Consider the following 13,687-nt stretch of genomic DNA (forward strand, 5'->3'; position numbering starts at 1 on the left):
CGCCAGCCTCAATCGCCTCGGCTATCCTCGGCTGTCATGCCCGGTACCGCTTCCGCCCCTGCTTCCGCCCCTGCGCAAGGCTTGGCAGCGACTTCTCCTCCCGGTTTTTCCGATCTCACGCGCCAGCGCCCGTTCATGCGCATGTGGGTCGCGCGACTTTTCGGTACGGCGGCGTCGCAGATGCTGCTGGTCGCCATCGGCTGGCACATGTACGACCTCACCGCCAGCGCCTGGGACTTGGGCCTGGTCGGGCTCTATCAATTCGTGCCGGCGCTGGTACTGGCGCTCTACGCGGGCCACGTGGTCGACCGGCATCACCGCGGGCGCATCGTGGCGGCATGCTTCGCCGTGCAGGGGCTGGTGGCGCTGGCGCTGTTGACGGCGCATCAGTCGCATCACGATTCACGTGGGTTGCTGTTGGGCCTGTCGCTGGTGCTCGGCGCCGTGCGTGCGTTCCAGATGCCGGCACAGCAGGCGCTCACGCCGCTTTTGGTGCCACCGACGATGCTGTCGCGTGCGATGGCCTTCAGCTCGGCCGGCATGCAGGGCGCGATCATCGGCGGGCCTGCGCTTGGCGGTCTGCTGTTCATCCTCGGCGTCGGCGCTGTCTATGGCGCCAGCGTGCTTTGCTTCGTCGTCGGCTGCTTGCTGGTCGTGCGGCTGCGCTATGCCTACACGCCGGCGCCGCGCGAACCGACCACGGTTGCCACGGTCCTGGCGGGCGTCGACTTCATCTGGAAGCGCAAGAGCGTGCTCGGTGCCGTGTCGCTCGACCTGTTCGCGGTGCTGCTGGGCGGTGCCGTGGCACTGCTGCCCATCTACGCGCGCGACATCCTGCACACCGGCCCGTGGGGCCTCGGGCTACTGCGCGGCGCGCCGGCGGTGGGTGCGCTGGTGATGTCGATCATGCTCACGCGCCGGCCGATCGAGCGGCATGTCGGGCGCACGTTGCTGCTGGTGGTCGGGCTCTTCGGCATCTGCATGATCGTGTTCGGCATCTCGAAGAGCTTCGTCGTGTCGCTGATCGCGCTGGCCGTTTCGGGCGGCGCCGACATGGTCAATGTCGTGATCCGCCAGACGCTGGTCCAACTCGATACGCCAGATGCCATGCGCGGCCGCGTGAGTGCGGTCAATTCGATCTTCATCGGCGCCAGCAATCAGCTCGGCGAGTTCGAGTCGGGGGCAACTGCTGCCCTGCTCGGGCCGGTCGGTTCGGTGGTGGCGGGCGGCGTCGGTACGGTGCTCGTGGCGCTGACGTGGTTCCGGTTGTTCCCGTCGCTGGCGCAGCGCGACCGCATCGCGTCGACAAACGCCTCGCCGGTCGTGCCGGAAGAAGTCGAGCCGAAGAACTGAACAGGGCAGCGATTCAGCGAGGCGAAACGGCCAGCACCGCAAACGGCACGTCGAGGCTGACGTCGCTCAGCGGCTCCGCCACGCAAGGCAAGATCCAGCCCTCGGCTTTTTCTTCGACACTGACGCCAGGCCATTCGATCCGGTAGCGCACCCGGCCCGCCAGCAGTTTGCAGATGCAGGTCCGGCAGGTGCCGTTGCGGCATGAACTCGGCAACTCGATGCCGGCCGCATCGGCCGACTGAAGCAGCGTCGACTCGCCATCGGCGTCGAAGCCGAACCCGTCAGGCTCGATGCGCACCTTCATCTAGCAAGCCTCAGCCGGGCGGCCGGGAGCGCTCCTGCTCGAGCTTTTGCTCGCGCTTCTGGTCGCGCAACATGAAGAGATAGAGGCTTTCGACCTTGTCGCGCGCCCACGGTGTCTTGCGCAGAAACTTGAGACTCGACCCGACGCTCGGGTCGACGGTGAAGCAACGCACTGGAACCTGCTGCCCCAAGCTTTCCCAGCCGTAGTAGTCGGCCAGTGCGGTCACGATGGCCTCGAGCGTCAACCCGTGCAGCGGGTTGTGCGGCTGCGCTGACTTCTTGACGGGCACCGCCGCTTCCGCAGGCAGCGACTCCGGCGGTGCCGCCTCGTCGGTCACTTGTTCTTGAGCTTGCCGCGCGGAATCACCGCGGTGGTGACGGTTGCGCGCACGGGTTCGCCGCCCACTGCCGGTGGCTTGGGAGGCGAGGTGTCCTTCTTCGGTTTCTTGGTTTCCTTGCTGCTGCGCTGCTGACTTTTAGCCATCTGACTCTCCTGGTAATGCGGATGCGACTGAGGAGTTTAGCGGCGCGGCGACAATAGCGGGTCTACCAGTCACTGCCCCGATCCATGTCCGATTACGAAGTTCGTCCCGCCGTCATGGCCGATGCCAAAGCCATCGCCGAAGTCCATGCCCTGTCCGCCAAGGCCGCCTACGAAGGCATCCTGCCGGAAGACCAGTTGCGCGCCCTGGCGCCCACCACACGCGAAGCCAAGTGGCGTGAAGCCATCGAGTTCAGCGAGCCGCAAGTGCAGGTCGCGGTGAGCACGACCGACGATGGCGAAGAAATCGTCGGCTTCGTCGGCTACGACCGCTCACGCGACGCCAAGACGCCTTCGACCACCGGTGAGATCTGGTCGATCTACGTCAAGCCCGGCCATTGGGACGAAGGCGTTGGCGTCATGCTGTGGGATGCGGCCCGCGACGGCCTGGAAGAAGAGGGCTGCACGGTCGTCACGATATGGGTGCCGGTCCGCAACGAACGTGCAATGCGCTTCCACGAACTCGCCGGCTTCAAGCGCGAGATGAAAACGCTCAAGACCACCGCGCTCGGCGCGGTAAAGATCGAAGAAATTCGGTTGAAGCGCCCGGTCGTCTGATGGCCGCCACCGCCGCTGCTGCAGACCACCAGCGCCGGGCCGACGTCGTTCGCTGGATTCGTCGAACGCATGGCTGGTTCGGCCTGTGGGGTGCCGTGCTGGGCCTGTTGATGGGGTTCAGCGGCATCTTCCTGAATCACCGCAACGTGCTGAAGCTGCCGCAGGCGCAGGAGCGCTCACGTGCGCAATTGGCGCTTCCCGATCCGGTGCCCGACACGCCCGAGGCAATGAGCGCCTGGCTCGTGACCGCGCTGCGCACCGACGGGCCGCCCAGCTCCAGCCGCATCGAGGACGCTCGCCCGGTGCCGTGGGCCGACAAGAGCGACAAGTCGGCACCCGCGCTGACTCAGCCCGCGCACTGGGTCTTCAATTTTGGCGGCCCGAACGAGACCACTCAGGCCGACTATTGGCAGGGCAATCGGTCGATCGGCATCAACACCACGCGCAATGGCATCGTCGCGACGTTGACCAGCATGCACAAGGGCAGCGGCATGCCGATCGCATGGATTCTGCTGATCGACACGCTGGCTGGCAGCCTGATCTTCTTGTCGCTCTCGGGCGTCACGCTGTGGGTTCTGACCACGCGCCGACGGGCTCTCGGACTGACCATCTTCGGCGCGTCGTTGGCAGCGGTGGCCGGCATTGCATTGAGCAGCTTTTAAGGCGCGCCATGGCCACCAGTCTTTTCCTGCTGATCGACGACATCGCATCGGTGCTCGACGACGTTTCGCTACTGACCAAAGTCGCCGCCAAAAAAACGGCTGGCGTGCTGGGCGATGACCTCGCGCTCAATGCGCAGCAGGTGTCCGGCGTGAAGGCCGATCGCGAATTGCCGGTGGTGTGGGCCGTGTGCAAGGGCTCGTTAATCAACAAGGCGATCCTGGTGCCGGCGGCATTGGCGATCGGCACCTGGTTGCCATGGCTGGTCACGCCGCTGCTGATGGTGGGCGGGGCTTTCCTGTGCTTCGAGGGCTGCGAAAAGCTCGCCCACAAGTTCCTGCACAAGGACGAACACGCTGCCGACACATCGCGCCACGAGAAGGCCGTCGCGGACACGTCCGTCGATGTCGTGGCGGTGGAGAAAGACAAGATCAAGGGCGCCGTTCGCACCGACTTCATCCTGTCTGCAGAAATCATCGCGATCACTCTCGGCACGGTGCAGGGTCAGCCTTTCGTCACGCAGTTGACGGTGCTCGTGGGCATCGCGCTGATCATGACCATCGGCGTGTACGGCCTGGTCGCCGGCATCGTCAAGCTCGACGATGCGGGGCTTTACCTGACGCAGCGCCCGGGTTCCGGTGCGCAGGCCCTGGGACGCGGCATTCTGGTCGCAGCGCCGTGGCTCATGAAGGCCTTGTCCGTCGCAGGTACCGTCGCGATGTTTTTGGTCGGCGGCGGCATTTTGGTGCACGGCGTACCGGCGTTCGGCCATGCGGTCGAGGCCTGGGCTGCCACTGCGGGCGTGCTGGGCACGATCGGCTCGATGCTGGTGAACGCCGGCATCGGCCTCGTTGCTGGCGCCATCGTGCTGGCGGGCGTCGAACTCTTCAAGCGGGTTCGACGCAAGGGCTGAAAGCCCGGGCTATTTTCTTTCGACCTCGCGCGCGGACACGCCAAACCAAACCAGCAAACCACCGATCAGCATTGCGCCGGCCAGCATGTACATGCCGTTGTCGGTGCTCTTCGTCATGTCCTTGATCCAGCCGATCATGTAAGGGCTGACAAAGCCCGCCAGGTTGCCGAAGGAGTTGATGAGCGCGATGCCCGCTGCTGCCGCCGTGCCGCCGAGCAGGGCGGTGGGCAAGCTCCAGAACAGCGGCAGCGTCGCCAGGATGCCGGCCGTGGCCAGCGTCAGCGATGCCATGGCAAGCACGGTGTTCGACGCCAACTGCACGCTCAGGATGAAGCCGATGCAGCCCAGGAACGCCGGCACGATGATGTGCCAGCGGCGCTCGCCGGTGCGGTCAGACCGACGTCCGACCAGCACCATGCAGACAGCCCCGGCAATCCATGGGATGGCCGTCAGCAAACCGATGTCGAGCGCACTCTTCACGCCCATCGCCTTGATGATGCTGGGCAGCCAGAAGCTGACGCCGTAGAGGCCCATCACGAACGAAAAGTAGATCAGCGCCATGAGCCAGATCTTCGGATTCTTCAACCCTTCGGCGGCCGACGTGGCGACCTTGCCGATGTTGTCGGCTGCGACGTTACGCGCCAGCATGGCCTTTTCACCAGCGTCGAGCCATTTGCTCTTCTCGATCGAGTCGTCGAGATAGAAGATGACCCAGATGCCGATCAGCACCGACGGGATGCCTTCGAGCAAGAAGAGCCACTGCCAGGCCGCAAGGCCGCTCACGCCGCCCATGGTCTGCAGGATCCAGCCAGAGAGCGGGCTGCCGATGACGCCCGCGACGGCCACTGCCGTCATGAACATCGAGATGATCTGGCCGCGCCGCGCTGCCGGGTACCAGTAGGTGAGATAAAGAATGATGCCGGGGAAGAAGCCTGCTTCCGATACGCCCAGCAAAAAGCGCGCGATGTAGAACTGCGTGGGCGTCTGCACGAACATCATCGCGGACGAAATGACGCCCCACGAAATCATGATGCGTGCGATCCACATGCGGGCACCGACGCGATGCAGGATGAGATTGCTCGGTATCTCGAAGATGAAATAGCCGATGAAGAATATGCCGGCGCCGAGGCCGTAGACCGTCTCGCTGAACTGCAGGTCGGCCAACATGCCGAGCTTGGCAAAGCCGACATTCACCCGGTCGAGATACGCCGCCACGTAGCAAAGAAAAAGAAACGGGACGAGGCGGACCGTGACCTTGTGGTACGTGGATTCTTCGCTCGCTGAAGCGAGCCCCGCCGGCTGCGCCGGTTGCGCCGGTTGCTTCGATATTGGGAGGGTTTTTTCCATCGGATGTCTCCTGTTGGACTGATTTTTGGAGAACGGGAGCTTACTTGCGATGTCGGCTGCGCGATATCAGGTCAACCACGATGAGTGTCGCGCCCAGCACAACCGCGAACCAGCCGACCACCGAAGCGCCGGCCACGGTATTCATGAGATTCGACGGCGGCAAAAAGCGCGGCGCCAGCAGCACCGCAGCCCCGATCAGCACGCACAAAATGCCGCGCTCGACCATCCGCGGCGCGCGCTCCGCGGCCTTGTTTCGTGCCATCAGTTGGTCTTGCTCCTCATCGCGGCCGGATGGCCCTGCAGTGCGAACGACCTGCCCGTCGGTACCAGCGTGTCGCCGTCCATGCGCAAGATGCTGATGTCCTGATCGATGAAGTTGCCGACGTAGAGGTACTTGCCGTCTGCGCTCCACACGGCCGCCTCGGGCAGGCCGCGGACTTCGACCTCGTTGCCGCGCGTCACCTTCTTGCCGTCGATCTTGAGCAGCACGACCGAACCGTTGCGGTTGTAGAAATATGCGCTCTTCGATGCATTGCTGCCGCGCAGGATCACCGCCACCGCGTGCCGGCCGGTCGGGCTGATGGCAAGCCCCTCGGGGCCATCGCCGACCACCACCTTGTCGATCACGCGCGGTGGTTGGGCTTCCATGTCGATCACGCTCACCGTGTCTATCTGGCCGTCGGACGCGCCGGAGTTGCCGTTGTCCGCAGTGAGTGCGATCTTGCCGTCAGGCGTCACGTCGACGTTGTACGGCCACAGACCGGCCGCGAGGTCGACCTTGTTGTAGCTGACCTTTTCACCCGCGACATCGAGCAGCGCGATCTTGTGGCTTGGAAACTTGGCCGCCAGCGCGCGCCGGCCATCGGGCGTGAAGCGCACGTGCGCGACCGAATCGCCCATCGCGACGGTGTCGATCAGCGTCACCTGCTTGCCCGCGATGCGCAGCACGCTCACCGAGTTGTCGGCGCGGTTGGCGACCAGTGCGAGCGTGCCGGCGCGATTGATCGTCAGCCCCGAAGGCTGCTTGCCGATGGCGAGCGTGTCGATGAGCTTGGGCGGGTTCGTCGTCAGGTCGATGACGAAGAGGCGATTGTCGGGCACCTGCTTCTTGACGCCGTTCTCTTCCACCACGTTGACGGAGTTGGCGATGAGCGCCAGCGTCTCGGTCGGGTTGATCGCCAGGTTGGTGGGCGGGCCGACCACGGTGTTGTCGAGCTGCAGCGAGACCAGTGACATGGGTGCCAGCGGGTCGGTGCCGATGTCGAGCACCTGCACGGTGTCGCGGCCCGGTGCGCCGAGGATCGCGGCGCCGGCATCGTTCCACGACTGCTTTTCGTCGTTGGCGACGAGCATGAGTTGTCGCTGCGGCGTGGTGGTGGACATGCCGGTACAGCCAGCCAGCGTCGCGAGTGCGGCCATGGTTGCGAGCGCAGCGGCCGCGCGAACCCGGGTGAGAGATGTCATGGTTTGTCTCCAATGTTTTTCGTTGATCCGGCGTCGAGCGCCGGTTGCGCATGGTAGCGAGTGCTCGTAGCAAAATCCGTCGTCATGCGAATCAAATCATCGACCGTCCGCCTTGTGTTCCCGCGGCTGCTGTCCGCCTCGGCGCTCTGGCTCGCCGCTTCGGTTGCGCCGCTCGCCTGGGCCCAGCCGTTGCCTCCGTCGAGTTCTGCAGCGTCCGCCGAATTTCCACGCGCAGCCATGGGCTTTTTGAATGAAGAGCTGCCCAAGATGGAAGGCGCCGTGTCCGAGCGCGACCGCGACTATTTCGAAGACGCGATGGGTCGCATGCTCGACTTCTCGCAGCAGTGGGGCTTCAAGTCGACGGACAACCCGGCGCTCACTCGCTATGCGACATGTACCGAAGCGGTGTCTGACTTCCTGGTGGTCGGGCTGTGCCGGCTCATTCCGAACGGCGACGTGTGCGAACCGCGGCTTGCGCCGCGCTTCGATAGCAATCTGAAGCGCTGCCGGGAACTCGCGTCCGGTGGCTGAACGCTACAGAAAGCTCAGAGGAAGCCGATCGAAATCCAGGGCACCGCGGCGATGACGATCAGCGCCACCAGCAGCGCCGCAAGGTGCGGCCACACGCGGTTGAACGCCTCGTCGGGTGCCACGCGACCGATGGCGCAGGCAGCGTAGAAACCGACGCCGAAAGGCGGCGCGAACAGCCCGAGGCCCATCGCGAACACCACCACCATCGCGTAGTGCACTTCGTTCACGCCGAGCGCACGCGCCGCCGGAAACAGCAGCGGCCCGAACAGCACGATGGCAGGAATGCCTTCGAGAACGCTGCCCAGAATGACAAAGGCTACGACCGACGCCGCCATGAAGCCGGCTTTGCCGCCCGGCATGCTCTGCATCGCATCCACCAGCTGGTGCGAGAAGCCCGATTGCGTCAGCGCCCAGGCCATCGCGGTTGCGCAGCCGATGATGAGCAGGATCGCGCCGGACAGCGAAGCCGTTTCGACCAGCATCGGATAGACGCGCCGCCAGTCGAACTGGCGGTAGATCAACAGGCCGGCGAGCAGCGTGTAGACCACGCCGACGGTCGACACCTCGGTGGCCGTGGCGACGCCTTCGACCACTACCGTACGGATCACGAAAGGCAATGCGAGGGCCGGGAGTGCGATCAGCAGCGCACGGCCGATCTGTCGCCTGCTGGCGCGCTGCACGCCGCGCATGTCCTCGCCGCGCGTCTGCCACGCGACCACCACGCAAAGGGCCAGCATGCCGACCAGCGCAGGCAACAGGCCGCCCGTGAACAGCGCAGCAATCGAAACGCCAGTCACCGACCCGATGGTGATGAGCACGAGACTCGGCGGTATGGTCTCCGACATGGCGCCCGAGGCCGAGAGCAGCGCGATGAGGTCGCCGTCCTTGCTGCCTCTCTTCTTCATTTCGGGGAAGAGGGCCGGTGCGACCGCCGCCATGTCGGCCGCCTTGGAGCCGGAGATGCCCGAAACCAGATACATCGCGCCGAGCAACACGTATTGCAGTCCGCCGCGAACATGCCCGAGCAGCGACGACAAAAATTCAATCATCGCGCGCGCCAGCCCGGTCATTTCGATCAGCGCGCCGAGAAAGACGAACAGTGGCACGGAGAGAAGAATGAGCGACGACATGCCCTCGTCGATGCGCCCGGCGACGATCGACATCGGCGTGTTGGTCGCCAGCGCCAGATAGCTCACCGTGCCCGCGCCAAAGGCGAACGCGATCGGCGTTCCCATGACCACGGCTGCGCCGACGCCGATCACGAAAAAGATCACGAGGTTCAGGTTGCCCAGTTGCCTGAACAGCGGCTTTGCGAGCCACAACACCAGCGCGACCACGAGCGTGGTGCCGACCACCAGCGCGACCTGCCGCCATGTGCATTTTTCGATCAGCTTGATGATCGCGATCAGCAGCATCAGCACAGCGCCGCAGGCAATAGCCGCGACGCGCATGCCGTCCGGGATTTCGAGCGCTGGCGTGACCACCGGCCACTGCTGTTCCATGTGCTCGAGCGCAGCCGGCAGGAACATGACGAGAAAGACGATGACCAGCATCAAGGCCAGCGACTCGACCCACGGTCGAACCGCGGGGGACATGCGTCCGACAAAAGTGCTGAGGCGCATGTGCTCGCCGCGCCGCAGTGCGATCACCGCACCCAGCATCGCCAGCCACAGGAACAGGATCGATGCCAGTTCGTCCGACCAGGTGAGCGGCTGGTTGAACACATAGCGCGATATCACGCCCGCCAGCAGGATGACCACTTCGAGCACGACCAGCGCCGCCGCCGGAATTTCCGTCAGGAGCGCGAGTCCCCGGTCCAGTCGAGGAAAGCGGCGCAGCGCGACCGGGGCCGCGCCTGCCTCGTCTTCAAGGTGCATGGAACGACTTCAGACGAGCTTGCCGGCGTATTTTTCGAGCTTGCCCCAGGCCTCGTCGCCGAACTTGCCCTTCCACTCTTTGTAGAAGCCGGCCTTGCTCAGCGTTGCGCGGAACGGTTCGACGTCGGGCGTGTTGAAGGTCATGCCCTTGGCCTTCAGCGTGACCTCGACGTTGTTGTTGAGCCGGCGCAGATCGTCGCGCTGTGCCACAACCTTCTCGGTGATGTGCTTGGTGATGATGGCCTGGATGTCGGCTGGCAGCGCGGCCCACTTCTTGGTATTGGACAAAATCCACTGGCCGTCCCACATGTGGTTGGTCATCGAGCAATACTTCTGCACTTCGTACAGCTTGGCGATCTCGATGATGGCCAGCGGGTTCTCCTGTCCTTCGACCACCTTGGTCTGCAGGGCGGAATAAACCTCGGCGAAGTTGATGCTGGTCGGCGATGCACCGAAAGCCTTGAACAGCGAGGTCCACAGCGGGCTCACAGGCACGCGGATCTTGAAGCCTTTCAAGTCTTCAGGCACGACGATAGGGCGCGTCGAGCTGGTGATGTCGCGGTAGCCGTTGTCCAGCGGCTTGTCGAAGACATACAGGTTGGCCTTGGTGATGGCTGCACGCACATGCGCGCCGAGGTCGCCGTCCATCGCGGCCCACACGGTGGCGTAGTCCTTGAAGGCGAAGGCCACGCCGTTGATGCCGGCCACCGGCACCAGAGTCTGCAGGATCAGGCCCGACAGCGGAAAGAAGTCGATGGCACCCGAGCGCACCTGCGAAAGCATGTCGGTGTCGCCGCCCAGTTGGTTGTTGGGAAACAACTGGATGTCGACCTTGCCGTTGGTGTCCTTGCGGATGAGGTCGAGCGCTTCTTTCACGCGCACGTTGGTCGGGTGCGTGACGGGGATGTTGCTGGCCCACTTCATCTGGAACTCGGCGGTCTGCGCGCTCGCGATGTGATGGGTGGCGGCGAGCGCAATTCCGCTGGCTGCGGCGGTCCCTTGTACAAACTTACGGCGGGAAATGGTCATGGCTTGTCTCCTGGTTTTGTTGATGGGTTTGTGAAAAACGATGGCACTTGAAGCGGACTCGACACTCAATACATCAGCAAGCCGCCGTCGGCCACCAGCGTGGAGCCGGTGACGATCGACGATTCGGGCGAGATCAAAAACGCGATGGCGTTGGCGATCTGCTCAGGGCTCGCGATGCGCTGCTGCACGCTCATCGATTCGAGGCGCTGGCGGTTGCCGGGGATGGCGAGCGGCGCCGCGATCATCGGTGTCTCTGTTGCCCCGGGAGCGACCGTGTTCACGCTGATGCCGCGTTCGCCCAGCGCGCGTGCTGCGTTCTTTGTCAGCGCCAGCACCGCCCCTTTGGAGGCTGCATACGCTGCCGTGCCCGACAGGCCGCCGCCGCGAATGCCCGCCACGCTGGCTACAGTGCAGATGCGACCGCCCGGCTTCATGCGCAACGCGGCTTCGCGCATGCAAAGCCAGGTGCCGATGACGTTGACGTCGTGGGCACGGCGAAAGATGTCGACGGTCAGATCCATGAACGGCGTCGTGTCGGCCATGCCCGCGCTGGTGACAAGGCCATGGATCGTGCCGAAAGCCGATTCGATTTCCTTGAAGGCGGAGACGACGGCGGCCTCGTCTGCAACGTCGGCGACGAAGGCACTCGCGATCGAGGAGACGTCGGTGCCGGATGGTGTTTTGCCGTTGATGCGATCAACGGTCGACTTCAATGTCGCGCCGTCAATGTCGATGCCCGCGACGCGCCAGCCGCGGCTGACCAACAAAGCCATCGTCGCAGCGCCGATGCCGCTGGCAGCCCCGGTGACAACCGCGACGGGTCGCGCTTCGACGGCAGATGCTGAGGCTTCAGTCATGCGACGTCTCTCGTTGTTTTGCGCGGTTGAAGTCCGGGTCTATCGTCTTGATAACGGCCGCGTCGTCTTCGTCTGACAAACCGGCCGCGATCGTCGCCTTGAAGATCTGCAATGCAGCAGCGCCCAGCGGCGTCTCGATGCTTGCGCCTGCCGCCATGTCGACCGCGAGGCCGACGTCTTTGGTCAGGATGTGCGCCTGTGCGCGCGGCGCATAGTCGTCGCGCAAGGCACGCGCCATGCGGTCTTCGAAAATCCACGAGGCCCCGCTCGATGCGCAGATGACGTCGAACAGCTGCTGGCGGTCGAGCCCCAGCCGATGACCCAGCGCCAATGCCTCGGCACCCGCGGTGAGGTTGATGCCGGCGAGCATGTTGTTGACCAGCTTGGTCTTCGCGCCATCGCCGATCGTTTCGCTAATGAAAAAGACCTTCGATGCGAGGTCGTTCAGTACGCCGTCGAGCCGCTTGACGATGCGCTGGTCGCCAGCCAGCATGAGGGTCATCGTGCCGTTGGCTGCGCGCACCGGGCCACCGGAGATCGGTGCGTCGAGCGTCGCGATGCCAACGGCGGCGAGGCGGTGTCCGAACTGTGCGCTGTCGATTGGAGATACGGTGGAACAGAGCATCACGACCGGTGCGTTCCCGTTGCCGTTGTCGCGATCGATGTGACTGTCGCCGCGGCTGCATTTCACGACACCGTCGACGCCGAAGAGCACCTCTTCGATCTGCTTCGCGTTGACGACGACCACGACCAGCAGGTCGGCCCAGTCGGCAAGTTCGCGTGGCGATTTGCAGGTGCCGATGCCGGCAGCGGCAGCAGCATCTATCGCCGTGTCGGCAACGTCACGCGCTTGCACTGCGTACCCTTTGCCATGCAGGTTGGTCGCCATCGCCAAGCCCATGGCACCGACACCGATGACACCGACTTTGAGTGGAGATTGCATGTGGCTGCCGAAGGTTCGAGGGGTAGGATATTACCCGCGTCGCCTTGCGGGTTTCCCCTCCCTTTCGGGGCCAAGCACTGCCTGTTTGTCGCCTTTGGTGGACGGGGGCCACAAGACGCCTCCGTCGATGTTTTGGCTGCGTGCGGGCACCGAATGGTTACCGCGGTGGAAACTCTTCGCCCGTCGTGCCGGCTGTCCAGCGCGGATAGCGGTGCATGGCCTGGATAAACAGCGCGGAACCGGTCCATTCGTTGAGCCATGCGCGAAGGCGTGGGCGAGGCTGCGAACCGAACCATATCGGATCGACCGCCGCGAACTGCCGCACGAACGGCATGAGCGCCGCATCCGCCAGGCTCGCGTTGTCGCCCCCCAGATTAGGTGCGCGAGTAAGGCGGTCTTCGAGGTGGTCAAGGAACGGCATGGTGCGATCGCGATGCGCCGCGCCATCGGCCAAGCCCTCCGCCGCGTCGTAGCGGGCCGGGTATTTGTAGCGATCGAGTTGCGCCTTGAAATCCCCGTCGCATTCGGCAATGAGCGCAAGTGCATCGTCGAGCGTGCCGTGAGACGGCCGCAGCCAACCGCCGGGGTCGTTGCGACTGAGCGTCCACAGCATGATGTCCAGGCTCTGGTCGATCACCGTGCCGTCGTCGAGTGTCAGCACCGGCACGGTGCCTTTGGGTGAGGCGGCGAGCATATCGGCCGGCTTGTCGCGCAGCAAAACCTCGCGCAACTCGCATCGTTCACCACATGCCAGCAGTGCGAGCCGTGCCCGCATCGCGTACGGGCAGCGGCGAAATGAATAGAGGACTGGGAGAGGTTGTGGCGAAAGGCGCGGACGGGTCATGTCCCGAAGTGTGATGCGATGGTGGCTGCAAAGGCTTGGGCGTCTTCTTCGTCGCACAGCTCGGCCGCCAGCAACTTGTGCGCCGGCGCCACTGCCGTGGCCGCAATGGCTTTCTTCGGGCACAGCCCGAGGCAGGTCGACTCCACGATGCGCAGGCGCACAGGCGACTGCACCAAGCCGCGCTTGAGCTCCTTGCGTGCCGACCTGGCTTTGAACTTCGATGGTCCGTTGCTGCGTTCTTCGCAATCGCGACAGACCAGCACGACGCCAGCGAACTTGACTTTGACGAGCAGCGAATCGTCGGGTGCGGCTGCGATGTGGGGATGGCTCACGGGTTGTCCTGTTGAGAGACGATCATCCTCGGGATCGGCCGTGCGCGTCGTCAGCGAACCTGCCGTCCGACGGCGCCTGAATGCGATATCGTCTCGCCATGTCATCCGCCCCCCCACGCCCCCCGGTCGAAATCG

17 protein-coding genes are annotated in these 13,687 nt (G+C 64.4%); 5 read left to right on the forward strand and 12 right to left on the reverse strand.

Translation table 11 applies throughout. The features are described from left to right. Positions 1-36 precede the first annotated feature (36 nt). Positions 37-1,353 (forward strand): MFS transporter, encoded by a 1,317-nt coding sequence (locus tag QN397_RS25345; protein ID WP_323498794.1) that lies wholly within the window; start codon positions 37-39, stop codon positions 1,351-1,353. Between the two features lie 13 nt (positions 1,354-1,366). Here QN397_RS25345 and QN397_RS25350 read toward each other — a convergent pair whose 3' ends face one another. Genes QN397_RS25350 through QN397_RS25360 form a run of 3 tightly spaced genes read right to left on the reverse strand, consistent with a single transcriptional unit; the run spans position 1,367 to position 2,140 of the window. Continuing rightward, positions 1,367-1,657, reverse strand: coding sequence for a 2Fe-2S iron-sulfur cluster-binding protein (locus QN397_RS25350; protein WP_323498796.1), 291 nt, complete (start codon positions 1,655-1,657; stop codon positions 1,367-1,369). Between the two features lie 10 nt (positions 1,658-1,667). Continuing rightward, the gene (locus QN397_RS25355; protein WP_416352224.1) at positions 1,668-1,994 is read right to left on the reverse strand and encodes a VF530 family DNA-binding protein; all 327 of its coding nucleotides are present in this window, start codon (positions 1,992-1,994) and stop codon (positions 1,668-1,670) included. Then, positions 1,991-2,140 carry a hypothetical protein gene (locus QN397_RS25360; RefSeq protein ID WP_187051213.1) on the reverse strand — a complete coding sequence of 50 codons (150 nt, stop codon included), beginning with the start codon at positions 2,138-2,140 and terminating at the stop codon, positions 1,991-1,993. Before QN397_RS25360 ends, QN397_RS25355 begins: the two co-directional genes overlap by 4 nt. An 84-nt stretch (positions 2,141-2,224) precedes the next feature. Between QN397_RS25360 and QN397_RS25365 the strand changes: the two genes are divergently transcribed. Genes QN397_RS25365 through QN397_RS25375 form a run of 3 tightly spaced genes read left to right on the forward strand, consistent with a single transcriptional unit; the run spans position 2,225 to position 4,328 of the window. Beyond that, a complete protein-coding gene (locus tag QN397_RS25365) occupies positions 2,225-2,755 on the forward strand; it encodes a GNAT family N-acetyltransferase (RefSeq protein WP_323498797.1) in 531 nt (176 codons plus the stop codon). After that, positions 2,755-3,417 (forward strand): PepSY-associated TM helix domain-containing protein, encoded by a 663-nt coding sequence (locus QN397_RS25370; protein ID WP_323498798.1) that lies wholly within the window; start codon positions 2,755-2,757, stop codon positions 3,415-3,417. The genes QN397_RS25365 and QN397_RS25370 overlap by 1 nt, the downstream gene beginning before the upstream one ends. A gap of 8 nt (positions 3,418-3,425) precedes the next feature. Next, on the forward strand, positions 3,426-4,328 hold the full coding sequence (locus QN397_RS25375; protein WP_323498799.1) for a DUF808 domain-containing protein: 903 nt from the start codon (positions 3,426-3,428) through the stop codon (positions 4,326-4,328). 9 nt (positions 4,329-4,337) lie between these two features. On the opposite strand, the gene QN397_RS25380 is transcribed toward QN397_RS25375, so the two are convergent. Genes QN397_RS25380 through QN397_RS25390 form a run of 3 tightly spaced genes read right to left on the reverse strand, consistent with a single transcriptional unit; the run spans position 4,338 to position 7,139 of the window. After that, the gene (locus QN397_RS25380; RefSeq protein ID WP_323498800.1) at positions 4,338-5,675 is read right to left on the reverse strand and encodes an MFS transporter; all 1,338 of its coding nucleotides are present in this window, start codon (positions 5,673-5,675) and stop codon (positions 4,338-4,340) included. Positions 5,676-5,715: 40 nt separating this feature from the next. Next, the gene (locus tag QN397_RS25385) at positions 5,716-5,937 is read right to left on the reverse strand and encodes a hypothetical protein (RefSeq protein WP_323498801.1); all 222 of its coding nucleotides are present in this window, start codon (positions 5,935-5,937) and stop codon (positions 5,716-5,718) included. Continuing rightward, positions 5,937-7,139: a YncE family protein gene (locus QN397_RS25390; RefSeq protein WP_323498802.1), complete on the reverse strand. Its 1,203-nt coding sequence runs from the start codon at positions 7,137-7,139 to the stop codon at positions 5,937-5,939. The genes QN397_RS25385 and QN397_RS25390 overlap by 1 nt, the downstream gene beginning before the upstream one ends. An 84-nt stretch (positions 7,140-7,223) precedes the next feature. Between QN397_RS25390 and QN397_RS25395 the strand changes: the two genes are divergently transcribed. After that, complete coding sequence (locus tag QN397_RS25395) at positions 7,224-7,670, forward strand: hypothetical protein (protein WP_187051220.1); 447 nt, start codon at positions 7,224-7,226, stop codon at positions 7,668-7,670. Between the two features lie 14 nt (positions 7,671-7,684). Here the strand turns inward: QN397_RS25395 and QN397_RS25400 are convergent, their stop codons facing one another. The 6 genes from QN397_RS25400 to QN397_RS25425 all read right to left on the reverse strand — a co-directional run bounded on the left by QN397_RS25400 (position 7,685) and on the right by QN397_RS25425 (position 13,552). Then, the gene (locus tag QN397_RS25400; RefSeq protein WP_323498803.1) at positions 7,685-9,547 is read right to left on the reverse strand and encodes a TRAP transporter large permease subunit; all 1,863 of its coding nucleotides are present in this window, start codon (positions 9,545-9,547) and stop codon (positions 7,685-7,687) included. A 9-nt stretch (positions 9,548-9,556) separates the two neighbouring features. After that, positions 9,557-10,576, reverse strand: coding sequence for a TRAP transporter substrate-binding protein (locus tag QN397_RS25405; RefSeq protein WP_323502347.1), 1,020 nt, complete (start codon positions 10,574-10,576; stop codon positions 9,557-9,559). A gap of 65 nt (positions 10,577-10,641) precedes the next feature. Then, positions 10,642-11,433, reverse strand: coding sequence for an SDR family oxidoreductase (locus QN397_RS25410; RefSeq protein WP_323498805.1), 792 nt, complete (start codon positions 11,431-11,433; stop codon positions 10,642-10,644). Further along, positions 11,426-12,376, reverse strand: a complete 951-nt coding sequence (locus tag QN397_RS25415; protein WP_323498806.1) for an NAD(P)-dependent oxidoreductase — start codon at positions 12,374-12,376, stop codon at positions 11,426-11,428. The genes QN397_RS25410 and QN397_RS25415 overlap by 8 nt, the downstream gene beginning before the upstream one ends. A 157-nt stretch (positions 12,377-12,533) precedes the next feature. After that, positions 12,534-13,220 (reverse strand): glutathione S-transferase, encoded by a 687-nt coding sequence (locus tag QN397_RS25420; RefSeq protein WP_323498807.1) that lies wholly within the window; start codon positions 13,218-13,220, stop codon positions 12,534-12,536. Then, positions 13,217-13,552 (reverse strand): hypothetical protein, encoded by a 336-nt coding sequence (locus tag QN397_RS25425; protein WP_323498808.1) that lies wholly within the window; start codon positions 13,550-13,552, stop codon positions 13,217-13,219. Before QN397_RS25425 ends, QN397_RS25420 begins: the two co-directional genes overlap by 4 nt. Positions 13,553-13,687: the final 135 nt, after the last annotated feature.

The organism is Variovorax sp. RTB1, assembly GCF_035018765.1.
Classification (GTDB): Bacteria; Pseudomonadota; Gammaproteobacteria; order Burkholderiales; family Burkholderiaceae_C; genus Variovorax.